Annotated in this window: 22 protein-coding genes; 11 read left to right on the top strand and 11 right to left on the bottom strand. The window is 66.7% G+C overall.

Going from position 1 to position 25275, the window contains the following annotated elements; genetic code table 11:
- Window positions 1–3: 3 nt before the first annotated feature.
- From C5O79_RS16235 to C5O79_RS16215, 4 genes are all read right to left on the bottom strand, one after another.
- On the bottom strand, window positions 4–1098 hold the full coding sequence (locus C5O79_RS16235) for a triacylglycerol lipase (RefSeq protein WP_047850286.1): 1095 nt from the start codon (window positions 1096–1098) through the stop codon (window positions 4–6).
- A 228-nt stretch (window positions 1099–1326) separates the two neighbouring features.
- Window positions 1327–3459 carry a TonB-dependent copper receptor gene (locus C5O79_RS16230; protein ID WP_122475305.1) on the bottom strand — a complete coding sequence of 711 codons (2133 nt, stop codon included), beginning with the start codon at window positions 3457–3459 and terminating at the stop codon, window positions 1327–1329.
- Between the two features lie 82 nt (window positions 3460–3541).
- Window positions 3542–3910 carry a DUF2946 domain-containing protein gene (locus C5O79_RS16220; protein WP_122475303.1) on the bottom strand — a complete coding sequence of 123 codons (369 nt, stop codon included), beginning with the start codon at window positions 3908–3910 and terminating at the stop codon, window positions 3542–3544.
- Between the two features lie 156 nt (window positions 3911–4066).
- On the bottom strand, window positions 4067–4603 hold the full coding sequence (locus C5O79_RS16215; protein WP_046549930.1) for a cytochrome b: 537 nt from the start codon (window positions 4601–4603) through the stop codon (window positions 4067–4069).
- Between the two features lie 225 nt (window positions 4604–4828).
- On the opposite strand from C5O79_RS16215, the gene C5O79_RS16210 reads away from it, so the two are divergent.
- On the top strand, window positions 4829–5467 hold the full coding sequence (locus tag C5O79_RS16210) for a Pr6Pr family membrane protein (protein WP_122477359.1): 639 nt from the start codon (window positions 4829–4831) through the stop codon (window positions 5465–5467).
- 48 nt (window positions 5468–5515) lie between these two features.
- Here the strand turns inward: C5O79_RS16210 and C5O79_RS16205 are convergent, their stop codons facing one another.
- Window positions 5516–6250 carry a peptidoglycan DD-metalloendopeptidase family protein gene (locus tag C5O79_RS16205; RefSeq protein ID WP_122475300.1) on the bottom strand — a complete coding sequence of 245 codons (735 nt, stop codon included), beginning with the start codon at window positions 6248–6250 and terminating at the stop codon, window positions 5516–5518.
- A 425-nt stretch (window positions 6251–6675) separates the two neighbouring features.
- On the opposite strand from C5O79_RS16205, the gene C5O79_RS16200 reads away from it, so the two are divergent.
- Entirely contained in the window at window positions 6676–6996 is a 321-nt protein-coding gene (locus tag C5O79_RS16200) for a hypothetical protein (protein WP_046549932.1), read from the top strand.
- A gap of 118 nt (window positions 6997–7114) precedes the next feature.
- On the opposite strand, the gene C5O79_RS16195 is transcribed toward C5O79_RS16200, so the two are convergent.
- The 4 genes from C5O79_RS16195 to C5O79_RS16180 form a co-directional block, all read right to left on the bottom strand.
- The gene (locus tag C5O79_RS16195) at window positions 7115–7459 is read right to left on the bottom strand and encodes a DUF4148 domain-containing protein (protein ID WP_043177725.1); all 345 of its coding nucleotides are present in this window, start codon (window positions 7457–7459) and stop codon (window positions 7115–7117) included.
- Between the two features lie 200 nt (window positions 7460–7659).
- Complete coding sequence (gene gndA / locus C5O79_RS16190; protein ID WP_039358189.1) at window positions 7660–9072, bottom strand: NADP-dependent phosphogluconate dehydrogenase; 1413 nt, start codon at window positions 9070–9072, stop codon at window positions 7660–7662.
- Window positions 9073–9169: 97 nt separating this feature from the next.
- The gene (locus C5O79_RS16185) at window positions 9170–9811 is read right to left on the bottom strand and encodes a DUF938 domain-containing protein (RefSeq protein WP_046549933.1); all 642 of its coding nucleotides are present in this window, start codon (window positions 9809–9811) and stop codon (window positions 9170–9172) included.
- The gene (locus C5O79_RS16180) at window positions 9808–10704 is read right to left on the bottom strand and encodes an NAD-dependent protein deacetylase (RefSeq protein ID WP_047850289.1); all 897 of its coding nucleotides are present in this window, start codon (window positions 10702–10704) and stop codon (window positions 9808–9810) included. The genes C5O79_RS16185 and C5O79_RS16180 overlap by 4 nt, the downstream gene beginning before the upstream one ends.
- A 1046-nt stretch (window positions 10705–11750) precedes the next feature.
- On the opposite strand from C5O79_RS16180, the gene C5O79_RS16170 reads away from it, so the two are divergent.
- Window positions 11751–12482, top strand: a complete 732-nt coding sequence (locus C5O79_RS16170) for a GNAT family N-acetyltransferase (RefSeq protein WP_122475297.1) — start codon at window positions 11751–11753, stop codon at window positions 12480–12482.
- Window positions 12483–12509: 27 nt separating this feature from the next.
- Here C5O79_RS16170 and C5O79_RS16165 read toward each other — a convergent pair whose 3' ends face one another.
- Window positions 12510–12908, bottom strand: coding sequence for a lysozyme inhibitor LprI family protein (locus C5O79_RS16165; RefSeq protein ID WP_053060233.1), 399 nt, complete (start codon window positions 12906–12908; stop codon window positions 12510–12512).
- 185 nt (window positions 12909–13093) lie between these two features.
- On the opposite strand from C5O79_RS16165, the gene C5O79_RS16160 reads away from it, so the two are divergent.
- Complete coding sequence (locus C5O79_RS16160; RefSeq protein ID WP_122475294.1) at window positions 13094–14053, top strand: LLM class oxidoreductase; 960 nt, start codon at window positions 13094–13096, stop codon at window positions 14051–14053.
- 299 nt (window positions 14054–14352) lie between these two features.
- The gene (locus C5O79_RS16155) at window positions 14353–16824 is read left to right on the top strand and encodes a mechanosensitive ion channel domain-containing protein (protein ID WP_122475291.1); all 2472 of its coding nucleotides are present in this window, start codon (window positions 14353–14355) and stop codon (window positions 16822–16824) included.
- A gap of 27 nt (window positions 16825–16851) precedes the next feature.
- On the opposite strand, the gene C5O79_RS16150 is transcribed toward C5O79_RS16155, so the two are convergent.
- Window positions 16852–17682, bottom strand: coding sequence for a CerR family C-terminal domain-containing protein (locus C5O79_RS16150; RefSeq protein WP_122475288.1), 831 nt, complete (start codon window positions 17680–17682; stop codon window positions 16852–16854).
- Between the two features lie 92 nt (window positions 17683–17774).
- Here C5O79_RS16150 and C5O79_RS16145 point away from each other — a divergent pair, with 92 nt between their 5' ends.
- The 6 genes from C5O79_RS16145 to C5O79_RS16120 all read left to right on the top strand — a co-directional run bounded on the left by C5O79_RS16145 (window position 17775) and on the right by C5O79_RS16120 (window position 25058).
- Window positions 17775–18896 (top strand): HlyD family secretion protein, encoded by a 1122-nt coding sequence (locus C5O79_RS16145; RefSeq protein ID WP_122477357.1) that lies wholly within the window; start codon window positions 17775–17777, stop codon window positions 18894–18896.
- Entirely contained in the window at window positions 18889–20475 is a 1587-nt protein-coding gene (locus C5O79_RS16140; protein WP_047850294.1) for an MDR family MFS transporter, read from the top strand. Before C5O79_RS16145 ends, C5O79_RS16140 begins: the two co-directional genes overlap by 8 nt.
- A 13-nt stretch (window positions 20476–20488) precedes the next feature.
- Window positions 20489–21976 (top strand): efflux transporter outer membrane subunit, encoded by a 1488-nt coding sequence (locus C5O79_RS16135; RefSeq protein ID WP_047850295.1) that lies wholly within the window; start codon window positions 20489–20491, stop codon window positions 21974–21976.
- A gap of 309 nt (window positions 21977–22285) precedes the next feature.
- Window positions 22286–23821: a catalase gene (locus C5O79_RS16130; protein ID WP_131931474.1), complete on the top strand. Its 1536-nt coding sequence runs from the start codon at window positions 22286–22288 to the stop codon at window positions 23819–23821.
- Window positions 23822–23896: 75 nt separating this feature from the next.
- The gene (locus tag C5O79_RS16125; protein WP_046549942.1) at window positions 23897–24508 is read left to right on the top strand and encodes an ankyrin repeat domain-containing protein; all 612 of its coding nucleotides are present in this window, start codon (window positions 23897–23899) and stop codon (window positions 24506–24508) included.
- Between the two features lie 79 nt (window positions 24509–24587).
- On the top strand, window positions 24588–25058 hold the full coding sequence (locus tag C5O79_RS16120; RefSeq protein WP_122475283.1) for a VirK family protein: 471 nt from the start codon (window positions 24588–24590) through the stop codon (window positions 25056–25058).
- Window positions 25059–25275 lie beyond the last annotated feature (217 nt).

The raw sequence follows: 25275 nt of genomic DNA, 5'->3' as shown, positions 1-25275 counted from the left end.
CGATTACACGCCCGCCAGTTTCAGCCGGTTCGCATGCGTGCGGATCACCGCGACCGGATCTTCCGCATACGCACCGCGCACGCCGAGCAGCTGGTTGATCTCGTCGAGGTGGTTCCACTTGTAGCTCGTGCTCAGCACCTTGCCGTACAGCGCACTGCACTTCGACACGAGCCCGTCGTTCTGCCCGGAGCTACGATTGATCATCACCGTACCCGTGCCGAACAGGGCAAGCGTCGACAGGTCGAGCGCATTCGCCGGATCGACGAGCGGAACGGTGCTCGTATCCGTTGCGCCCGTCACGCCGAATGCGGAGAGCGTGGGCTGGATCGCCGTGCCGGCCCATGAATACAGCAGGTGCGTGTTGCCGCCGACGGTTTCCGTCGGCGCGCCGGTCTGGCAACTGCCGGGCGCACCGAGGCCCGCACTCGGATAGTTCTGGTTGTAGGTGGCAGCGCGTGCGGTCGTCAGCGTCTGCAGCGCGGCGAGCGCGTCCTGGTTCGTGTTGTGGCTGCTGCTCGTCAGGATGCCGAACACATTGACGAACGCGGCGATCACCGATGACGAAAGTCCGGTCGGATCGTATGCCAGAACGTTCTGCACGAAGTCGGCGAATTCGGAGCCGCGATGCGGCGTACCGATCGTCGTCACCGACGCAACGAGATCGGGCGCGACGGCCGCAACATAGCGCGACGTGAGGCCGCCCTGGCTGTGGCCGACGAGATTGACCTTGGTCGCCCCCGTCGCCGCGAGCACCGTCTTCACGTAAGCGAGCAACTGCTCGCCGCGCCCGTTCGGGCCGTCGTCACTCTGGAACCCCGACAGGTTTGCGACGTAGACGGTCGCACCGTTCTGTTGCAGGTCCTCCTGGATCCCGTACCAGTACTCGAGCACGCCGGCGTACTTGTCGGTACCCGTCAGCCCATGCACGAGGATGATCGGATAACGCGTCGCCGCGTAGCCATCGGCGGGCGCGGTCGCCGCCATCGCCGCGTGCGTCGTCGCGAGCGTCATTGCCACAGTCGTCCCCGCGAACGGCGCGATGCTCATCGCGCATGCCACTGCCCCTGCCACCACCCTGGAACGCATCGTATTGGCCATGCATGTTCTCCTGATTATTGTGCTGCCGGTGCGAATGAAGCCGGATCGACACGCACTATGCGTCGCCAACATCGCGACCACCGTGTGCATCGAATGCGGGAGTGAATCACGAGTCGCGAACGTTTGCGCCCTGACTAGACACGGTTCTCTAATCGGTTGACGCGCCCCGCCCGTTCGGGCGGGGCCGCGTTCATGCGCGTGCATGCTGCAATGCACACGCGCGATGCGTCAAAGCTTCGCACTCACACGCACCCATGCGGTCCTCCCCGGCTCCATCACCGGCGAGTTCGCCGGATAACCGAAGCCCGCGTTGCCGGCAAGGTTCAGGTGCTCGGTGTAGGCCTTGTTCAGCACGTTGTCGACGCCGACCGAGATCTGCACGGTCTTGCTGACGTTGTATTGCGCATGCAGCGAGAGCACACCGAATCCGGCGCTCGGGCCGAAGTCCTTGCCGACCACGTTGCCCTCGTTCAGCGCATAGCGATGCTGCGGCGCAACGATGCGCCACAGCCCCCCTGCCGACCACGCACCGCGTGTGTATTCGAGCCCGATGCGCGCCTCGAGCGGCGGCATCTGCGGCAATGGATCGCCGGTTGCCACGTTGCGCCCCCACGCATACGCGAGCGACGTCTCGACGCGCAGCGGCGAAACCGGTTTCCACGAGACGCCCGCTTCGCCCCCCATGATCTGTGCGTTGACGTTGCTTGCCTGCGTGGTCGGGCCCATCATGCCGGCCGCGTAGTTGAACAGGATGAAGTCCTGAACATAGCCCGCATACGCCGACACCCATGCATCGAGCCGTTCGCTCTTGTATTGCGCGCCGATGTCGAGCTGTGTGGTCTTCTCCGGCTGCACCGCCGAGAACGCGTTGACCGACCCGGCCGGCCCGCGCTTCGCGGAAAACAGCTCCCAGTAGTCAGGATAGCGTTCCGTATGGCCGACACCCGCGTACCACGTGACAGGCAGCGACGCGAGATCGCGCTCGTAGCGGATGAAGCCGCTCGGCAGCACGCGCGTGCGATCGTCGTCGAAGGTCGGGTTCGGCTTGCTCTTCATCATGCCGCTCGTCGTTGCGCGCTTGTCGCGTGCGCTCGCATAGTCGATGCGCGCACCGCCGATCACGCGCGACACGTCGCTCGCATACCACGTCAGCTCGCCGAACACGCCGGCGTTCCACATCGTCGCCTGCGCATCCCACGGCTTGTCGCCATAGTTCTGCCGCCCCATCGCCGAGCGCGAGTCGAGCCGGTTCGATTGCGCATCGACGCCCGTCACGAGCTTGAAGTGGTCGGCAAAGCGGAAAGTGGCGGCCGCGCGCGCGCCGAACGTGCGACGCCGCACTTCCGACGCCATCCGCATCGGCATGCTGCTGGTCGGGTCCGGTTGCCGTAACGTGTAGTTGTCCATCACGTGATCGGCTTCGTTGTAGTACACGCGTGCCTCGATCCGGTCGAGCACGTCGCCGAGATGCTTCCTGTCGAACGACAGGCCGAACGTCTCGCGGCGGAAATGCGCGCCGTCCATCCCGCGCCCCGCGTAGCGCGCATAGCCGTCGCCGGTGCCGGCGGTCAGCTCGACGCGCGTGTGGTCGTCCGGCGTCCAGCCGAGCGCCGCATCGGCGTTCCACTTGTCCCACTGCGACGGCACGGTGTTGCCGTTGCCGTCCTTGTAGTCCTGCGAATGCGCGTGGTTCGCGGTCACACGGCCATAAATGTCCGGCGTGCCGGCCGTCACGTCGATGTTCTGGTCGTTGCGGCCGAACGACCCGCCGACCAAGCTGCCCTCGAAGCGCATGCCGGGCTTGTCGAAGCGGGGCGTCATGCGCTCGAACATCACGGTGCCGGCCGACGCACCGGGACCGTACAGCACGGTCTGCGGCCCCTTCACGACGGTGACCTTGTCATAGCTTTCCGGCGCGATATACGACGTCGGCGCATCCATCCGGCCCGGACATGCACCGAGCGTCGACATCCCGTTCGCCAGGATGTTCAGCCGCGAGCCGAACATCCCGCGCAGCACGAGGTCGCCGTTGGTGCCGCCGCTGCGGATCGACGTGAAACCGGGGATCGTTTTCAGGTAATCCGCGCCGTCGCTGGCGGGCAGCGGCTGGCGCGGCGTCTTCGGATCCGTGACGACGACGAGCGGCGTCGATAGCGGCGATGCGACGACTTCGATGGCCGGCAGCGGCGCGGCCGTATCGTCGGTCGGCGCGCCGGGCGCGCGCATCGTTTCGGCAGCCGCGGCGCTTGCAGCCAATGCACTGACAGCCAGTGCGGGAACGGTGAGTTTCAGCACGCGCGGCACCCGCCGCGCACAGGCATTGCGTGACGCCCGCGGCGCACGCAACTGGAAAATAGTCATGATCGAAAGCCCGAGTGACGCCCTCCACGCGGCCTCGACGGGCCGCACGGATATCGGCGGTGAATGGAACGGAAACAGCGCGTCAGGCGCGCTCGGGCGGGGCGCGCGGGTACGCGCGCGGATAGCGGTCGGCGCGCGCCGCGACGGCAGGCGGCGCGGCGGCGGAAACGGAAACGACGGGAACGGAAGCGAGTGCCGCGGCGGCAGGCCCGCCGATCGCGGGGCTGTGTGCGAAGAAGCCGCAGTAGCCGCATGCATCGAGATGCAGTGCATGATCGTGCATGCGGCCCGCATCAGGCGACTGATGCGCCCCATGCTCCGTACTGCAGACGATTGCGACGGGCGTGGCCGCCTGCGCGACGCGCCACTGCGACACCAGCGGCGCCGCGATCGCAAACCAGATTGCGAGCACGCCAAGCCAGGCGGTCAGGTGACGATGTCGGTGCAGCATGCTCGGCAACGAGTAAGCGGAATGTAAAAACAGCCGAGATGTTACAGAATGTTCAATGCGATGGCCAGCGCGGATGGCGGTAAACGAACCGGGGGCGCATGGTTGTCAGCACAACCATGCGCCCCCGTCTTGCTGCATGCTTCCGGAACGTGCCGCTCAGGGCGCCATGCGCCGCAGCACGTCGTCGCGCCGGATGAAATGATGGTAAAGCGCGGCCAGCGCGTGCAGGCCGATCACGAAGTAGAACGCGTTGCCGATCAGCTCGTGCGCTTCCTTGATCGTCGGCCGCAGCGCCTTGTCGGGGCCGAACAGCGTGAACGATATACCGAGCCAGTCGAGCGACACCGGCTTGCCGCCCAGGTTGATCATCATGATGCCGAGCAGCGGCTGCGCGATGATGAACACGTAGAGCGCGACATGCGCGAGCTTCGAGAGCCAGCGCAGCAGCGCCGCTTGCGGAATGGCCTGCGGCACGCGGCTGACGGCTCGCCACAGCACGCGCAGCACCGACAGCACGAGCACGAGCGTGCCCGCCGTGAGATGCACGTTCATCCAGAACACCCGGCTGTCGCTGCCTTTCGGTCCGCGGATTTCGATGGCCAGGTAGGCCAGCGCCACCAGCAGGAAGACGGCCCAGTGGAAGAAGATCGCGGGCGAGCTGTAGCGCGTCTGTTTCGCGAGGATGTTTCTCATGCTTCGTCTCGTGTTGTATGCGGGGATGGGCGCATGCGGCCATCGGCCGGCGCCCGGCAAAACTGCCCCGATTGTAGCCGCACGGGCGCACGGTTTTACACGACGCGCGCAAATATCCGACGAATCGTCCACGCACGCCGTGCAGCGCACCATATGGAAAGTCCGCATCGCGCGCCCGGACGGCTGTGGCACGATGAAGCTTTGGTGCGACGGCGCGCGGGCATCATGAGCAAGGCGTTCTTCGTTGCGGCCTATCGGCTGACCGCCGCGTTGCTCGCGGTATCCACCACGCTGCACAGCGTCGCCGACTACTGGCACTTGCCGGGCTTTCATCTCGGCAACTACCTCAGCTACTTCACGCAACTGAGCAGCCTCTACGCGGCCGCGATGCTCGCCGTGGGGCTCTGGCGCATCGCGCGCCCCGGCTCGGCCCGCTACGAGTCGATGCGCGGCGCCGCGGTGCTGTACGTATTGATCACCGCGATCGTCTACGAACTCCTGCTCGCGCGGCTCGATGCGCTGCGCCACGTCACGCCGGCGTTCAACAACTGGGTGCTGCACCGGATCGTGCCGCTCGTCATGCTGTGTGACTGGCTGTATGTGGAGCCGCGCCTGCCGATCCCGCGGCGCAGCGCGTTCGCGTGGCTCGGCTTCCCGATCGTCTATCTCGGCTATACGCTCGTGCGCGGCTCATTCGAGAACTGGTATCCGTACCCGTTCGTCGATCCGCGGCCGCACGGCTACTTGCCGGTCGCGATTCAGTGTTCGCTGATCGCGCTGGGCGCGGCGGCGCTCGCAATGGGTATTCGCTGGCTCGGCAATCACGCGAGACAGTCCGGTGCGGTGACGCTCAGGAAAGGATGAAGGCGGGAGCGTGTGCGCCGTCCGGCGCACACGGGGTGAAGAGGGTCGTCAGCCGCCGTTGCGCGGCAGGAAGTTCATCGGATCGACGACCTTGCCGTTCTGGCGGACTTCGAACTCGAACGTCGAGCGGCCGCTCGGGTCCGTGCCCATTTCGGCGACAGGCTGGCCCTGGCGCACCGCGTCGCCCTCGTTGACGAGCAGTTTGCCGTTGTGTCCGTAGGCAGTGATGAGCCCGTTCTCATGCTTCAGGATCACGAGCGGGCCGTATGCCTTGACGCCGGATCCGGCATAAACCACGCGCCCGGCCGCCGCGGCCCGCACCGAATGGTCGGGCCCGGATGCGACGATCACGATGCCGCGCGTCTTGCCGGCCGAGAACGGCGTCGCCACGGCACCGGTGGCCGGCCAGGCGAGCGAGCCCGGCTGCGCGGCCGCCGCGGGCAGCTGCCCGAGCGACGTCGCGGCAGGCGGCGGCGCGACGCGCAGCACTTGACCGGGATAGACGGCATCGGTCGGCGCCATGTGGTTCCAGCTGGCTACGTCCTGGACGCGCTGCCCGTAGGCGTTCGCAACGCCCGCGAGCGTATCGCCCGGATTCACGCGGTAATAGCCGGCGATCACGCCCGGCGTCGCGGCCGACGTGGGCGCCGACTGGCGCGCCGGCTGCCAGCTGTCGGTCCACGGCGTCATCGTGCAGCCCGTCAGCGCGATGGCTGCGGCAACGAGCGCCGCCTGCGGCAGCCGGCGCGTCAGCGCATCGTGGATGGGAATAGTTTCTCTCAAGGGTCCTCCCGGATTTGCGTCGTTGCGCCGCCCACCGCCCCCCGGCGCGCGACGCACGATGTCCGGCCGAACGGCCGGACCAATCAGTATCCGACCGCGCTCGCGGCCGTCAGTTTCCACACCGGGACGTTGGTGCGAATGGACTCATCGGCCCCCTTTTTCGCGTGTCCCGATCGGCAAAGATACCATTTGTGGCGGTCAAGGCCGCGTCAGGCGCCTGATCCGGCAACAATCTTGCGGCGCCGCACCGGCGCTCCGGTGGCCTGCAAGCCCCGCCACGCGGGCCGTCAGCCATGTCTGAAGCGGCTCTTCCGCATGCCGTGCCGCCCTCGCGGGCAGTATCGATCCCGTCACATTCTTCCCTTCGATCGCCACCTATACTCGGTGATGCACTGCGCGATCCAACGATAACGAGGAGCATGACAATGAACAATGCGACGTTTCTTTCCGTGCAGCTCGACGCCGACGACTTCTCCGGTTCCAGCGGCCTGGTCGAATTGCTCAACCGGCACCTGCTGTTCGCAACCGACGTCGCCGAGGCGGCCGATGCGCTCGTCCAGCTGGCGAGCGTCTCGCATATGACCGGCGCCACGCGCCACAGCGTCGAGTTGCCGATCCTTGCGATCGAGCGGCTGCGCGATGCGCTCGACACGCTGAGCGGCTACGACGAAACGTGGCTGCAGGTGCTGGAACCGGCCGAAGCGCTGTACCGGGATATCGGGCGCGGCCGGCGCGCACTGCACTGAACTGACGGCTCGCGCGACACGCGCACCGCCAATGGAAACAGCCCGCCGTTCCGGGTGACGGAACGGCGGGCTGTTCGTACTTCGGGGGTCGGATCAGGCCGCCGGGGCGGCCCAACCATTAACGACCCTTGTAGATCGGAGCGTCGTCAGCGATGCGCTTGACTTGCCAGCCGGTCTTGGCCTTGGCCGGTGCGCCGGATTCTTGCGCAGCGGCCGGTTGCGCGCCGTAGCCGGTCGTGTCGGCGGCGGCGACGTTCTGTTGCGGGTTCAGGCGGGCTTCAGCAGCCTGGATGCCTTCCGGGTAGTTCGTACGGTCGCTGCCCAGCTTGTAGCCGGCCTGTTGCACGGCGACCAGGTCGGCCTTCACTTGTGCACGGGTAACGGGCGCGTTCTGTTGGGCGAACGAGACGGCGGGAACGGCGAGGACAGCAGCTGCGGCGAACGTTGCGATCAGCGATTTCATGATTACCTCCGGGATTTTTTTGCTCCGCCGCACACACCATGTCTGCAGCGATGGAACAGAGTTTAGTCCCGGCAGCACCTAGGGAAAACCATGAAAGAACGAAAACACTGTTTCCCCGGAGCCAACAATGTCGGCATCCGGGATAGAAAAACCCTATTCAAAGAATAGATTTTCGCAACAATGTTGCCGCCGCCGGCCCGTTACGACCAGTTCGCGTGGAAGCTGCCCGGCTTGTCGGTACGCTCGAACGTGTGCGCGCCGAAGAAATCCCGCTGCGCCTGCACGAGGTTCGCCGGCAGCCGCTCGGAGCGGTAGCTGTCGAAGTACGCGACCGCCGACGCGAACGCCGGTACCGGCACGCCGGCCTTCACCGCGGCGACCACGACGTCGCGCAGCGATGCCTGGTAATTCGCGGCGATGTCCTTGAAGTACGGATCGAGCAGCAGGTTCGCGAGCGCCGAATCCTTCGCATACGCGTCCGTGATCTTCTGCAGGAAGCGCGCGCGAATGATGCAGCCCGCACGGAAGATCTTCGCGATCGTCCCGAGATCGAGGTTCCAGCCGTACTCTTCCGACGCCGTGCGCAGTTGCGCGAAGCCCTGCGCGTACGAGATCACCTTGCTCAGGTACAGCGCGCGACGCACCGCTTCGACGAACGCGGCGCGATCGCCTTCGAACGGCGCGGCGGCCGGGCCCGACAAGACCTTGCTGGCCGCGACGCGCTCGGTCTTCAGCGACGACAGCACGCGCGCGAACACCGATTCGGTGATCAGCGGCAGCGGCACGCCGAGATCCAGCGCATTCTGGCTCGTCCACTTGCCGGTGCCCTTCTGCGCGGCGCGATCGAGGATCACGTCGACCAGGTGCTTGCCGGTTTCCTCGTCCTTCTTGCCGAAGATCTTCGACGTGATCTCCATCAGGTAGCTGTCGAGCTCGCCCTGGTTCCACTCGGTGTACACCGCGCCGAGTTCGTCGTTGGTCAGGCCCGCGACATCCTTCAGCACCGCATAGCTTTCGGCGATCAGTTGCATGTCGCCGTATTCGATGCCGTTGTGGACCATCTTCACGTAATGGCCTGCACCGTCCGGGCCCATGTAGGCGACGCACGGCTCGCCGTCCGACGGCGCCTTGGCGGCGATCTGCTTGAGGATCGGCTCGACGAGGTCGTATGCGTCACGCTGGCCGCCGGGCATGATCGACGGGCCGCGCAACGCGCCCTCTTCGCCGCCCGACACGCCGGTGCCGATGAAGTGCAGGCCCGATTGCGCGAGTTCCTGGTTGCGGCGGATCGTATCGGTGAAGTGCGTATTGCCGCCGTCGATCAGTACGTCGCCCTTCTCGAGCAGCGGCTTGAGCGACGCGATCGTCGCATCGGTCGCCTCGCCGGCCTTCACCATCATCAGGATCCGGCGCGGCGTTTCGAGCGACGCGACGAACTCCTCGAGCGTATAGGTCGGCACCAGATTGCGGCCGGGGAATTCGGCGATCAGTTCGTCGGTTTTCTCGCGGCTGCGGTTGTACACCGACACCGCGTAACCGCGGCTCTCGATATTGAGTGCGAGATTGCGGCCCATCACCGCGAGCCCGATCACACCGATTGCTTGTTTGCCCATTAGTCAATTCTCCGGAAAAAACGGGGCGCGACCCGAACCGGGTCGCGCGCACAGGCGAAAGGATAGTGGAAACCCGGCGGCGATGCGCGCTTGCGTGTCATTGCTCCGCGTGCGGCAGCCGCCGGAACACGACGCTCAGGTTGTTCGCCGGCATCTCGACCACCTCGATGCAGTCGAGCCCGCGATCGAGGCCGAGCGCGACGACGGTCTCGAGATCGCGCACGCCCCACGACGGGTCGCGGCTGCGCAATTGCAGGTCGAACGCTTCGTTCGACGGCGCCGTATGCCGGCCCTCGCGGCGATACGGCCCGTACAGGAACAGCACGCCGCCCGGTCGCAGCAGGCGCGACGCCCCCGCGAACAGCGCGTCGGTGCAGGCCCACGGCGAGATATGGATCATGTTGATGCAGACGATTGCATCGAGCGCGTCGACCGGCCACGACGCGTCGCGCACGTCGAACGCGAGCGGCCCGGCAACGTTGGCGAGACCCGCATGGGCAACCCACGCGGCGATCGAGCGCCGCGCCTGCTCATCGGGATCGCTCGGCTGCCAGTGCAGGCCCGGCAGCGCCTGCGCGAAGTGGACCGCGTGCTGCCCCGTGCCGCTCGCGATTTCGAGCACGCGGCCACTTGCCGGCAGCACACGGCGCAAGACGTCGAGGATCGGCCCGCGATTGCGTTCGGCCGCCGGCGCCGACAGCCGAGCGGACGGATCGGGAGAAGAGGTCGGATCGGTCACGACGCAAGCTCCGGTGCGTGGCCCGCGAGACCCAGCCGAGCAGTCAGCGCGTCGAGCGCGGGCGCGCAGCGCGCCTCGACCTTCAGCGTGAGCATCGGATCGGCACGCGTATGGCCGAGATTGAGCGCGGCGACCGGCTTGTTCCGTGCCTGAGCCCACACGCAGAAGCGGTAGCCGGAATACACCATCAACGACGAGCCGACGACCAGCAGCGCATCGGCCGCATCGAGCGCCTGCGACGCGAGCGCCACGCGCTCGCGCGGCACGTTTTCGCCGAAGAACACGACCGCGGGCTTCAGCAGCCCGCCGCACGCGGGGCACGCCGGAATGCGGAACGTGTCGAGCGCGGCCCATTCGAGGTGCGCGTCGCCATCCGCGGCCGGCTCGGCCTCCGCGCCCAGCAGTTCGGGATTGTCGGTCTCGAGCATGACCTGGATCGTCGCGCGCGCATGATGCGCGCCGCAACCGAGGCACGTGACGCCGTCGATTCCGCCGTGCAGTTCAATGACGTCGCCGCTGCCCGCGCGCTGGTGCAGGCCGTCGACGTTCTGCGTGACGAGACGCTCGATCCGTCCCGCGCTGCCGAGCCGCGCCAGCGCCACGTGCGACCCGTTCGGCTGCGCACGGCCGACGACGGGCCAGCCGATCATGCTGCGCGCCCAATAGCGCCGCCGCGCGGCATCGGAGCCGAGGAATTCGTGGAGCTGGATCGGCGGCGAACGCATCCATTGACCATTGCGGTCGCGATAGCCGGGAATGCCGGAATCGGTGCTGATGCCCGCGCCGGTCAGCACCAGCAGGCGCGGATGACGCTCGACGAACGTGTGCAGCGCATCGAGTGCGGCCGGATCGACGTCGGCGGTTGAGGGGTCGTTCTGAGCTTTGTCGTTCATGTTGGCAACGCGTGATCGGGCGCGCCCGCAAGCCGTGCGCCCGCACGGGCGGCCAGGCACGCCAGCACATGATACAGAACGCCGCGCGATCGGGCCGATGGCCCGCATCGCACACCGGCGCACAAAAAAAGACGCCCATCCGCCACTCGGCGATGGGCGCTTCAACAATTGATCCATCGGGGTAGTGGATCAACTGACAGCACAATTTCGCGGCGTCCGCCTCGCTGCGGCTGGTGAACGCTTCCCCTGGACTCCATGTGTTCCGCGATGCCGAATGCATCGATGCGCTGCCGGCTTTCCGGTGCGTTCCGGTTCGGCCCGTCGCGCCGCCACGATGCACGGCACGCACATGCCTACGCCGCGAGACGACTCGCGTTGCGCGCGGCAGATTGACGAACCGGGATCCGGGATCCGGGCCGGGCCATCCGCAGTCATTCGCGGTTCATCCCCGACGGCCGACCGGCACCCAGTCGGCCTCGTGCGTCATGCCAGCACGTCGTCGTTCAGAACAAACCCGATTGCTCGGATGGAACGGAAAGCCGCGCGCTCACGTCGCCTCGACAAACGGCGAAGCGAATAGCCCGGCAGGTCGGCGATTCATGTTTGCAACACGACACGTTGCGATTCGGTCTGTTTTCATTGTCTTGTCCCCGTCTCCGATACGTCCGACCCACTGAAGCGATCGCCGGACCGACTGCGTCCGCGACCGCGCTCACGGCGTGCACAGTTATGCAAGGAGCGCACCATGCTTCATGCCGCAAGGCTGCGCGGGCCGATACGGGGCCATCGACGCGCATCGTGCCCCGACAAGCAGCGCGAACGTTTCGAAACTGAAACGCAGGCTGGAGCGGCTGCCGTTGGCCGGGCGAGCTGTCGCGCGGCACCGGACCGGCCCGCGCGGGTGGCGCGGCTTTGCATCCGCGCGCGATTGCCGAACGGCTTACAATCGCCCCACAGTGCCGCGTTTGCGCGAATGGACGTGCGGGCCCGCCCCGGCATTCCTCGTGCTGCTCCCCGCCACCTGACTGGAGACGCCTACCCGCCGCATGCCCGATACACACGACTGGCTGGATATCGACTACCGCACGCTGTTTTGCCTGCATCCGGACCGCCGGATTGAACGCGAAAATGATCCCGACCGCTCGCCCGCTCCCCGCTTCTGGCTCGGCCGATGCGCGGACGGCAACCTGGCAGGCGTACGCGCCGACGTGCCTCCCCCTGTCGCCGACGCACTCGCGCGCCTGGCCAGCAGCGAACCGCCGTTGTCAGGCCCCATGCACCCCGCGCATCTCGAGCGCTATCTCGCGCTGCTTGCGCCCGTTCCGCACTGGAACATCGGCCTCGTCTACCCGCTGCCGCACGCACTCGATTTCGACATCGACGCGCGCGTCGCGCTGATCGACGGCGACAGCGACGCGGGCCGGCAACTGCTGCATGCGCTGTCCACACGCGGGATGCCCGGCGGCCTGTTCTCGATGGGGTTTCGGAGCGTCGCCGACCTGTGGGCGCCGTGGTGCGCGGCCGTCGTCGACGAAGAAGTCGCATCGGTCGCGTTCGCCGCACGGCTGTCCGACGTCGGTGCCGAACTCGGTCTCGCGACGGCCCCTGCGTTTCGGGGGCGCGGCCTCGCGGCGGCGGTGACCGCCGCGTGGACGCGCCTGCCGTCGCTTCGAACGCGCACGCTGTTCTACAGCACCGACAGTGACAACCGCGCGTCACAACGCGTGGCGTCGCGCCTCGGCCTCACATTGCGCGGCACGACGCTGCGGGTGGGATAGTGCCGGGGCCGGGGTCGGCGCAACACCTCAGCGAAAGGCTTCGATCGTCCTGATGCGACGCTCGGTTTCGTTGACGAAGCAACTGTCGACTTCCACGAGCCCGAGCGTGCCGCCTGCATCGGGCTGCCGCGATTCCGCGCAGGCGGCATCCCGCGCCTTGAGCCAGCGGCGCTCGTCGTTGCGCAACCTCGCCTTGCCCTGCTCATCCAGGTTCGCCATCTTCGTCTTGTAGACGGCATTCAAGCGCTTGTCGGCCGCTTCGTATTTCAGCGCCAGGCAATTGCGGATGTCGGCCGTGTAGCCCGTTTGCTCGGCCGTCTTGCAGATAGCGGCGCGCTCCGCATCGTCCGCGAGCGCGTTAGACGCGACCGCGAACAGCATCGCGCTCGCCGCCAGGCCAATCGCCTTGTGTTGAAGCGTGTTCATCCGGATTCGTTGTTTGCAATGACGGAAGGCACCGATTATGCACGGCCCGCTACCCGCATGACCTGCGTTGCCTCGACGTCGACCGGTCACCGCGCATGCCGCGCCGCGCAACCGTCGTGCAAACACGCTAGCATTCGGACACGCAACGTCGCACGTTCGCTTCACGCCGCCGCCAAGGACTCGACATGACCACGCCCGCTCCTGCCCGCCCCAATGTCGCGCATCGCGTCTTTTCGGACGGACGGTTGTCGATCGGCCTCACGCTTCCGCTGCTTCGCACCGGCCACATCGTCGCCGACTTCGACGAGCAGCTCGAGCTCTCGGCGCTGGCCGACACGCTCGGCTTTCGCGCGCTGTGGATTCGCGACGTGCCGCTGAACAGCGCCGACTACCCCGATCCGGTCGGCCATCTCGACCCGTGGGTCCTGCTCGGCGCACTCGCGTCACGCACGCGGCGGATCGCGCTTGCCAGCGGCGCGATCGTGCTGCCGCTGCGTCATCCGCTGCATATCGCGAAAGGCGCGCTGTCGGTCGCGACGCTGTCGGGCGGCCGCTTCATCCTCGGGCTCGGCTCCGGCGACCGGCCGCCCGAATATGCGGCGTTCGGTGTCGATGCGCAGACGCGGCGCGACCGCTACCGCGCACACTGGGACGTCGTCGCGGCCGCGCTCGGCGTGCCATCGCGCGTACTGCCCGACGAAGCGCCGCCCGATGCGCCCGAATTCACGCTGCTGCCGCGCGGCGCCGACGCAGTGCCGATGCTGGCGGTCGGCTCGGGCGGGCAAAGCGTCGACTGGATCGCACGGCACTCGATCGGCTGGATGACGTACCACCGCGATCCGGACACGCAGCGCGCGCGCTATTCGATGTGGCGCGCGGCGGTCGACCGGCTCGCGTCGCCGGCCTTTCGCGCATTCGCCGTGTCGATGCGGCTCGATCTCGTCGCGGATCCCGACGCGCCGGCCACCGCATTGCCGCTCGGCTATGCAGCCGGCCGCCGCGCATTGATCGGCATCCTGCGGGACATGCGCGCGGCAGGCACGCATCACGTCACGCTGAATCCGGGCTCGGACCGGCCCGTGCGCGAAGTCATCGAAGAAATCGCGGAACACGTTCTACCGGTTTTTCACGACGAGCCAGCGTGATTCAGCAGGATTCCAGATTAATTTGATCCGACGCGTGCGCGGCTCATCGTGGCAGACGAGCCGACATTACAAATGTCTTACGCGCTGGCGATTGAAACGACCCACGCTACCCGACGACCTGCAGTCTGCGTCGGACACATGACTGCGCAAACGCGCCGCAAACGCCCGCGCCACGTCGGGTATGCCCGATTCGAATGGTCGTCGGTGGAACTATTCGGTTCCAATCGCAATCATGTTAACTTCCGTCCATCGTTCAGCCTGGCGGGCCGCGCGCCAATGCGCGCCCGCATGCCTACTCCATGCGACATTTCCTCCTCGGCTGGCTGCTGGCCGCCGTCGTCTCGGCCGCCCATGCGGCTGCTCCCGTCCCTGCCGCCGTGTCGGCCGCTTCCGGCACCGCGCCCGCGCTGACGCCGCAACAGGCTCAGCAGGCACTCAATGTGCTCGAAAATCCGCGCGATCGCGCACAGGTAGAAACGACGTTGCGTGCGATCGCGGCCGTCGGTGCACTGAGCGCACCCGCAATCGCGGCGAGCGATGCGGCTGCGGCCAGCGCCGCGTCGGCCGCCGCGACCCCGGCCGCACTGACATCGAACGGGCTCGCATCGATGCTCGTCCGGCAGGGATCGCGCTGGACCATCGAAATCGGCGGTGCGCTGAAGGAGTCGCTGCACTCGCTGCTCGACGTCGGCTCGGTCGGCAGCTGGTGGCATGACAAGCTGGTGCGCGCCGACGAGCGCGCGGATCTTGCACACGCGCTCTGGATCATCATCGCCGTGCTCGTGCCCGCGCTCCTCGTCGAATGGTTCGCGAAGCGGCTGCTGCGACGTGCGCTGGCCGCGGTGGCCGCTCGCCGCGTCGACACGTCGCGCCGCACCGCGCCCGAGTCCGTTACACCCGGCTCCGCGACGCTCGATGACGACGACGCACCACCGGGCACGACCGCCCCGTCAGACGCTCCCGACGCCGCGCCCGCGTCCGCGTCGTCGCAAAGCCGCGGCCACGCGCGCCGCCAAACCACGCTGCTGCACCGGATGCCGCGCGCACTCGTCAGCCTTGCGTTGCGTGCCGTGCCGCTGCTCGTGTTCGTCGGCGTCGCGAGCCTGACGATGTCGGTGATCGGCGATACGGGCGCGCCGATCGAATCCGCGCTCGAAGCGCTGATCGACATCTACGTGATCTGCCGGCTCGTCACGATCGTCAGCCGGCTGTTCTTCCAGCCCGATGCGCGGCAATTGCGGTTGCTGCACATCAGCGACGCATGGGCCGACTTCGCGCAACGCTCGATCGCGCGGATCGTGATCGTGGTCGGCGCCTGCACGGCCGCGGTCGAGATCGCCGCGAACTTCGGCCTCAGCGACGCCGGTCACGTCGCGCTGCTGAAAGCCGTCGCGCTCATCGGGCACCTGATGATCTCGGCGCTGATCCTCCAGTGCCGCCTGCCGGTCGCCGCGCGAATCCGCGCGACCGGCGAGGATCGCCCGTCGTTCACGATGATCGCCAATGCGCTCGCGGACGCGTGGGCGCCCGTATCGGTCTTCATCGTGATGGCCCTGTGGTTCGTGTGGGCACTCGACGTCCACAACGGCTACCGCGTGCTGATCACGCTCGGCGGCCGCTCGATCGCCGTGATGATCGGCATGCGGATCGTGTCGATCGTCGTGTTCGGCGCGCTCGCGCGGCTGTTCCAGGGCCGCGACGAAGATCGCACGCTCGTCCATGCGCACGCGTACCGCTACTACCCGCTGCTGCGCCAGATCGTGTCGGGCGCGATCGGCATCGTGACCTTCGTGCTGCTGCTGCAGATCTGGGGCGTGCCGATCTTCCGCGCGTTCGAAACCGGCACGATCGGACACCGGCTCGCGTCGGCGCTGGTGACGATCGCGATTGCAGCCATCGTCGCGCTCATCGTGTGGGAAGCCGCGAACATCGCCATCGAGCGCCGCCTGCAACGATGGACGCGCGAAGGCAATCTCATGCGCGCGGCGCGGCTGCGCACGCTGCTGCCCATGCTGCGCTCGCTGCTGTTCGTGATGATCGCGCTCGTCGTCGTGCTGACGGGCCTCAGCCAGCTCGGCGTGAACGTCGGCCCGCTGCTTGCAGGCGCCAGTATCTTCGGTGTCGCGCTCGGCTTCGGCTCGCAGAAGCTCGTGCAGGATTTCATCACCGGGATCTTCCTGCTGATGGAAAATGCGATGCAGGTGGGCGACTGGGTCACGCTCGCCGGCGTGTCGGGCACGGTCGAGTACCTGTCGATCCGCACCGTGCGGCTGCGCGCCGGCGACGGGTCGTTGTACACGATCCCGTTCAGCTCGGTGACAACCGTCAACAATACGAATCGCGGGCTCGGCAACGCGGCCGTCAAGATCAGCATTGCCTACGGCGAGGATATCGATCGCGCGATCGCGACGCTGAAGGAGATCGGTGCCGCATTGCGCGACGATCCGAAGTACCGCGACGGCATCCTGTCGGACTTCAGCTACTGGGGTATCGACCAGGTCGACGGCGCGACGCTCGCGCTGTCCGGACAGATGCAATGCACGGACTCGACGCGCTGGAGCGTGCAGCGTGAATTCAACCGGCGGATCGCGGAGACGTTCCGCGAACGCGGCATCCGGATCGCCAATCCGCAGCGCAGCGTCGTTGCGTACGCGGACGGATCGCGGCCTGTCGTCGAAGAGGCAAACGGCAGCAACGGCGACAACGGCCATGTTGCCGAAGCGTCGGCCCGGCCGCCGTCGCCCGCCGAACCGGCGCGCAAGCCGGATTGACCGGCCGGGGCTGACGGCGCACCGCGCTCAACGCGCGGCGGGCTTGTTCCGGCGCCGGGCGCCTTTCACGGCGGGCGGCGATGCCTTCGCCTTTGCGCTGCGCTTCTCCGTCGCGCCGTGCCCCCGCTTCGAGCCTTGAGGGCCGGCAGCCGATACGTCGCGCTGCGCGTGCCATTGCTCGAGCAGTACGCGCGTCTGTTCGGCGATCGTGTCCGTCAGCAGCGCCGCGCGCTCGCCTTCGAATGCCTCCCATTCGAGCAACTGCAGTGCCGAACGCTGCGCGATGTGGAATACCGTGATCTGCCCGAACAGGCTCAGCGCGCGCAACCGCGTGACAGGATCGTGGGCCGGCCGCCCCGAGATACGGCCGATCAGCTCCGCACTCACGTCGTTGAGCGGCTTGCGCATGCGCTTCATCAGGATCTCGCTCGCGCTCGCCGGCTCCTGGCCGCCTTGCTCGCGCGCGAAGAACATCCGCTGGTTCATCGTCTTCGGCGCCGTAAACATCCGGTCGGCGAGCGCACGCAGCAACCCGACGAATGCGTCGATCAGCACGTCGACGTCGGCGTCCGCGTCGAGCATCGCCCACGCATGGCCGACTGCCGGTGCGAACACTTCCCAGCCGTGCTCCGCGATCGTCTCCACGCACGCGCGGTACACGCCTTCCTTGTTCTCGAAGTAGTACTGGAGCGCCGGCGCGTTCACGCCCGCCATCGCGGCGATCTCGCGTGTCGATGCCCCCGCGAACCCGCGCTCGCCGAACAGTTCGATCGCCGCCTCGATGATCCGCTGGCGCGTTTCGTCGCCGCGGGCGTAGCCGCCCGCCGACGCACGGCGCAGCTTCTTCGCTTCGTTCATGCCTTCCTCGTCATTCGATCGATCGACATTCTACTTGACACAATTTTATCAACTGGAATAATTCTTCCAATTGGAATAAATTGGACGAAAGCATGTCGACGCTGCAAGACTCGCCACAGAAAGCAAATCGTCAGGAAAACGGAACAACGCCGCGAAACGGCAACGGCACGAAGCGGCGCGTCCTGCTCGTCGTCGCCGTGCTCGCGGCCCTCGGCGGCGCCGTCTGGCTCGGCCGCTGGTGGACAGTCGGCCGCTTCATCGAAAGCACCAACGACGCGTACCTGCAGGCCGACAGCATGACCGCCGCGCCAAAGGTCGCCGGCTACGTGACCGACGTGTATGTGCGCGACAACCAGGCCGTGAAAGCCGGCGACCCGCTCGTGCGGCTCGACGTCCGCCAGTACCAGGTCGCACTTGCACAATCGCTTGCGACCGTCGACGCGCGCCGTGCCGACATCGCCCGCGCCGAGGCCGACATCAGCCAGCAGCATGCGAATCTCGAGCAGGCCGACGCACAGGCGAAGGTGTCGCGCATCAACGCGCAGCACGCCAGCGACGAATACGCGCGCTATGCGCCGCTCGCCGCGACAGGTGCGGAAACGCACGAACGCGTGGCCGACCTGAAGAGCACGCGCGATCAGGCGGCCGCGACGCTCGCCGCGAACAATGCGTCGATCGCTGCCGCCCGCACGCAGATCGCGTCGTACACCGCGCAGCTCCAGCAGGCGCGCGCGCAGCTCGAAGCCGCGCAGGCCAGCGCCGCCCAGGCGCAGCTCGACCTCGACAACACGATCGTGCGCAGCACCCTCGCCGGCCGCGTCGGCGATCGCACGGTGCGCGTCGGTCAATACGTGCAGCCCGGCACACGCCTGCTGACGGTCGTGCCCGTCGATGCGATCTACCTCGTCGCGAACTTCAAGGAAACGCAGATCGGCAACATGCGCATCGGCCAGCCCGTCGAACTGCACGTCGACGCACTGCCGGACGGCGCGCTGTCCGGCGTGGTCGACAGCTTCGCCCCCGGCACGGGCGCGCAATTCGCGCTGCTGCCGCCCGAGAATGCGACCGGCAACTTCACGAAGATCGTCCAGCGCGTGCCGGTGCGCGTCCGCCTCGCCGCGAACGCCCGCGCACAGCGCATGCTGCTGCCGGGGCTGTCGGTGACGGTCGACGTCGATACGCGCTCGGCCCGCGACGAGACGCATCATGGCTGAGCCGTCCGCCACGATGCCCGTGCCGCCGCACGAAGGACGCGCGAGCGTGACCGACTGGATCGCGGTCGCGGCCGGCGCGCTCGGCGCGCTGATGGCGACCCTCGACATCTCGATCACGAACTCCGCGCTGCCGCAGATCCAGGGTGAAATCGGCGCGACCGGCACCGAAGGCACGTGGATCTCGACCGGCTACCTGATGTCGGAGATCGTGATGATTCCGCTCGCCGCATGGCTCACGCGCGTGTTCGGGCTGCGCAATTTCCTGCTGACGAACTCCGCGCTGTTCATTGCCTTCTCGATGATGTGCGGCTGGTCGCATTCGCTGCCGATGATGATCGCCGGCCGGATCGGCCAGGGCTTCACCGGCGGTGCGCTGATCCCGACGGCGCAAACCATCATCCGCACGCGGCTGCCGCTGTCGCAGTTGCCGGTCGGCATGACGCTGTTCGGCCTGATCGTGCTGCTCGGGCCGCTGTTCGGCCCCGTGCTCGGCGGCTGGCTCGCGGAAAACGTGAGCTGGAGCTGGTGCTTTTTCCTGAACCTGCCGGTGTGCCTGTTGCTGATGGCGCTGTTGATATTCGGGCTGCCGTCGGACCGCCCGCAATGGCATTCATTCCTGAACGCGGACTGGCTCGGGATCTTCGGTCTAGCGATCGGCCTGAGCTCGCTCACCGTCGTGCTCGAGGAAGGCCAGCGCGAACGCTGGTTCGAATCGCAGATGATCGTCACGCTGAGCCTCGTGTCGCTTGCCGGGATGATCCTTATCGCGTTGTCGCAGATCTTTGCAAAGCGGCCGATCATGCGGCTGTCGCTGATGCGCAACCCGCGCTATGCGAGCGTGATCGTGATCGTGTCCGCGGTCGGTGCCGGGCTGTATGGCGTGTCCTACCTGCTGCCGCAGTTCCTTGCGATCGTCGCCGGCTACAACGCGGAGCAGGCGGGCGCGATCATGCTGCTGTCGGGGCTGCCTGCGTTTCTCATAATGCCGATCCTGCCGCGCCTGCTCGGCAAGGTCGATTTCCGCATTCTCGTGATCTCGGGGCTGCTGCTGTTCTGCCTGAGTTGCATGCTCGACATCAGCCTGACTGCGCAAAGCGTCGGCCACGATTTCGTCTGGTCGCAACTCATCCGCGGCGTCGCGCAGATGCTCGCGATGATGCCGCTCAACCAGGCATCGATGGCAGCCGTCGCACGCGAAGACTCGGGGGATGCAGCCGGGCTCTACAACATGGCGCGCAATCTCGGCGGCTCGATCGGGCTCGCGATCATCGGTACCGTGATCGACCGGCGCACGACCTTCCATACGGCCGCGCTTCGCGAATCGGTGACGGCGAACTCGCTGATCGGGCAGGACCGGCTATCGGCCTACGCGGCCAACTGGTTCTCGCACACCGGCGATCTCGCGTATTCGAACATGCGCGCGCTCGGACAGCTGGCGCAGCAGATCCAGATCCAGGCCGTCGTGATGACCTATTCCGAAACCTTTTATCTGCTGGGCCTCGCGCTGCTCGCCTGCGTGCCGCTCGCGCTGCTGCTGAGAACGCCGCGCGGGCCGCAGCCGATGTCGTCCGGCCACTGAACCGTCTTACGCAATGAAACCCTTCTCCCTCCCCCGCCGCCCTGCGCTCACGCTGTGCGCGGCCGCGTGCCTGCTCGCCGGCTGCACTGTCGGCCCCGACTACCGCGGCGCGCCCGCCGCACCGGATGCGCCGACCTTCGTGCGCGCGCCGGCCACCGGCGTCGACCCCGCTGCGCCCGCGCCGAGCGCATGGTGGCATGCGCTCAACGATCGCCAGCTCGACGACCTGATCACCGCCGCGCTCGCGTACAACCCCGATCTGCACGCGGCGCAGGCCCGCTTGCGCGCCTCGCGCGCGCAGCTCTCGCAACAACGTGCGGCCCAGTTGCCGAAGTCGTCGGCCACCGTCGCGGCCATCCGCATGCGCGAGCCGGACGTCAGCGCGCTCGGTTCGCTGCTGCCATCGAACGGCTCGAGCCAATCGAGCGGCACCTCGCCGTCGCTGGGTGGCTCGGGCCCGCTACAGCTCTATTCGGCGGGCTTCGACGCAACGTGGGAAATCGACCTGTTCGGCGGCACGCGCCGCGCGGTCGAAGCAGCATCTGCGCAGGCGGAAGCGGTCGATGCCGATCTCGCCGACACGCAGGTGTCGATCGCGGCCGAAGTCGCGAATGCGTACGTCGACCTGCGCGACCAGCAGCAGCGGCTTGCGCTGTCGCGACGCACCGCCGAGTTGCAGCAACAGATGCTCGAACTCACGCAGCAGCGCCGTGCACGCGGCGTCGCGGCCGACGTGGATCTCGAGCGCCTGACCACACAGGTCGAAACCACACGGGCGTCGCTGATCCCGCTCGATGCTCAAGTCACGGAATCGCTCGACCGGCTTGCGATCCTGACGGGCCGCGCGCCCGGTGCACTCGACGCAGCACTGTCGACACCGGACGCGCTGCTGCCGACACTGCCCGGCAGCGTCGCGATCGGCGATCCGGCCACGCTGCTGAAGCAGCGCCCAGACATTCGCGCGGCCGAACGCCGGCTTGCATCGAGCAACGCGCAAATCGGCGAGCACGTCGCCGATTATTTCCCGAAGGTGACGCTGCTCGGCGATCTCGGCTTCAGCGCGACCGACCCCGGCCACCTGTTCCGCAAGCAGAATTTCACGTGGGTCGGTGCGCCGTATCTGCAATGGAACATTCTCGACTTCGGGCGCACGCGCGGCGCGGTGCGCGCGGCCGAAGCGTCGCGTGACGAAGCGGAAGCGAATTATCAGAAGGCGGTGCTCGGCGCCCTGCAGGATGCCAACACGGCGTTACAGCGTTACGGGCACCAGCGCGAACACGTCGTTGCGCTCACCAAGGTGCAGACGTCGGCCGTGCATTCCCGGTCGCTGATGGACGAGCGCTATCGCGCGGGCGTCGCGTCGATGATCGACCTGCTCGATACGCAACGCGAAGCGCTGTCCGCGCAACAGAACGTGATCGCCGGGCAGGCCGAGCTGATCAAGGACTACGTGTCGCTGCAGAAGAACCTCGGGCTCGGGTGGCAGGCGGGCGCGGGCTGATGCCGAGCTGATCGGTGCCGCGCGGCCGTGTTGGTCGAGGCTGTTGCGGCGCCGATGCTCGAGATGCGAATCGCAAGACTTCAATGCGTCCACGTTCGACGCTCACGGCCCGCTTCACGATGCGCGACGCAACAACCCATTGCACACACAACAATATTCATCGTCTGCGCCGATGAAAACCGCGCTCACGCCGCATCGACGCCACCGCTATCGGAAACATATCCAATATCAATTAGCCAATCGTCTGACGATCTCTTCTAATTCAGTCGGCTTCCCCACCACCGATCGGATTCAAGGAGTTCCATCGTCATGTCCTCATCCTCCCATCGCGTGCTGAGACACGCAATCGCTGCGATCTGCGTTGCACTTTCCGCGTCCCCCCATGCCGCCGAACTCACGCGAGACACGGGTGCCCCCGTCGGCGACAACGAGAATTCTCAGACGGCGGGCCCTGCCGGCCCCGTGCTCCTGCAAGACTCCGCACTCATCGAGAAACTGCAGCGCTTCGATCGCGAACGCATCCCTGAACGTGTCGTGCATGCACGCGGCACCGGTGCATTCGGCGAATTCGTGCCGACCGCCGACATCTCGAACCTGACAAAAGCGAAGGTGTTCACACCCGGCACCCGCACCCCCGTGTTCGTGCGCTTCTCCACCGTGATGGGTTATCGCGGCTCGCCTGAACAGGCGCGCGATCCGCGCGGTTTCGCGGTGAAGTTCTATACGCAACAGGGCAACTGGGACATGGTCGGCATCAACTGGCCCGTGTTCTTCATTCGCGACGGCATCAAGTTCCCCGACTTCGTTCACGCGAACAAGCCGAGCGCCGTGACCGGCGTGCAGGATCCGAACCTCGCATTCGACTTCTTCGCACACACACCCGAAGCGACGAACATGCTGACGATGCTGTACACGAATGCGGGCATGCCCGATTCGTATCGTCACATGGACGGCTTCGCGGTGCATGCGTTCAAATTCGTCAATGCGCAAGGCGACGTGCACTACGTGAAGTTCCACTGGAAAAGCCAGCAAGGCGTGCACGGGCTGCGTCCGCAAGAGATCGACGCATCGATCGGGCGCGACTGGAACATGATGACGAACGACCTGTACGGCGCGCTCAAGCAAGGCGACTTCCCGAAGTGGGATCTGTGCGTGCAGGTGCTGACGCCGCAGGACCTGAACCGTTTCGACTTCGATGCGCTGGACGACACGAAGGTATGGACCGGTGTGCCCGAGCGCAAGATCGGCACGATGACGCTGAATCGCGTGCCCGACAACTACTTCCAGTCGACCGAGGAATCGGCGTTCGCGCCGTCGCGACTCGTGCCCGGCATCGAACCGTCCGAAGACCGGATGTTGCAGGACCGGCTGTTCGCGTACGCCGACACGCAGATGTACCGGCTCGGCGCGAACTACATGGACCTGCCGATCAACCGGCCCGTCGTGCCGGTCGTCAACAACAACCAGGACGGCAAGATGAACGCCGGCGACCGCAAGGGCGAGGTGAACTACGAACCTTCCACGCTGCATGAACTCGCACCTGATCCGCAGTACAAGTCCGTGCGCATGGCGCTCAACGGCACGACGCAGCAGGAAGCGATCCACAAGAAGCTGAGGTTCCGCCAGGCAGGCGAGTACTACCGCGGCCTGTCGCAGCAGGACAAGGACGACCTGATCACCGCGCTGTCCGGCGATCTCGGCAAGGTGACGAACGCGCGCAACCAGTACGCGATGCTGTCGTACTTCTACAAGGCCGATGCCGACTACGGCACGCGTCTCGCGCAGGCCGTTCACGCCGACGTCGGGCAAGTGCAAGCGCTCGCGGCGAAGCTGAGCGAGAACTGATCCCGCGACTGCGGTCGCCGTCGACGTGCGCGGTTGTACTGTGCACGTCGAGCCTCCCCCCATCAGGACATCTTCATGCAATCCAAACGCCTGACACACGCGATCCGCGCGGCCGCAACGGTCCTGGCACTGGCCGCGATCACCGGTTGCGCGCACCTTCCCGACCAGCCGGCATATTCGCCGGCCGACCCTGCCGCGCTGCGCCGCTACGACGGCGACTGGTTCGACGCCGCTCGCGTCGGACGCATCGACATCCTGCGTGCATTGCACGACGCCGGCTATCCCGTCGATGCCACCGACAGCCACGGCTATACGGCCGTGATACTCGCGTCCTACGACGGCCAGCCCGCCGCGCTCGACTATCTGCTGTCGGCCGGCGCCAACGCGTGCACTGGCGACCGGCACGGCAACACCGCGCTGATGGGCGCCCTCTTCAGGAACGAACCGGACATCGCGCGGCGCCTGATCGACACGCCATGCCCGATCGACCAGACGAACGGCGCGGGGGAAACCGCGCTGGGATTCGCCACGCTGTTCAATCGATTCGACCTGATTCCGCTCCTCGTCGCGCGTGGCGCGAATCCGAATCACGTCGATCGGCGCGGCCAGTCGCTGCTGCAGCTCGCACGGTCGCACGACAACACGGAAGCCGCGGACGCACTGCGGCGTGCTGGTGCGGGGCAGTAAGTGCCGTGACCGAACCGTCTGAACAATGCCTGCTCACCGTGCTATCGTGCGCGTGGTTTCATCGCACGGAGACAGGAAAATGCTGAATCGCTTCGCCATTGTTCTTGTTGCCGCAGGCGCGGCAACCAGTCTCGCGGCAACAGCCGCGAGCCCCCAGCCGGACAACGTCAATTCGTATCGACAGTTGCGCACGCGGCTGTTTGCCGGCGTGACCGTGACTGCAATCTTTTCACCGAACCAGTGCCAGAGCGCGCAGCCGGCTCAGGCGAAGGCAACGGTGCCCACCGTATCGGGTGGCTTCGCGATACGCGACTTCATGGAAGTCGGTGGCAATACGCTCGCATTCGCCAATCAGCACCTTACCGTCCAGCCCAGCGGCTCGCCGGTCCTGGAGCTGATCCAGTACCGCGTCATGCAGGATGAAAGCGCGACGGTGACGGTGCGCTCGCTTTCGCCAACCACGTATCAGCCGGTCGCGCCGGCCCAGGTCTTCCAGTGCACGCTCGGCGACGGCCTCCGTTTCGCCTACGCAGGACGCGAGCGCGACTGACGACGGAGATACGTAGAGAACGTGAAAATTCTCTCCAGAAAAGCAGGAGTACTACGAAACAATACGATGCACGGGACAGGAAATCTGTTTCGTGCGTCGCCCGCGAGCACCCGAGGAATCGGAAAAACTCGTCGAGCAGCCGGTAGAACGCGATCCGGCCGGGATCGGGCTGATCGATTCCATACCGGGCAAAAGAAAGGCGCGACCCACGTCAGGT

Source organism: Burkholderia sp. SRS-25 (assembly GCF_004343765.1).
In the GTDB taxonomy this organism is placed as follows: domain Bacteria; phylum Pseudomonadota; class Gammaproteobacteria; order Burkholderiales; family Burkholderiaceae; genus Burkholderia; species Burkholderia contaminans.
This window is presented reverse-complemented; position numbering and strand designations above follow the sequence as displayed.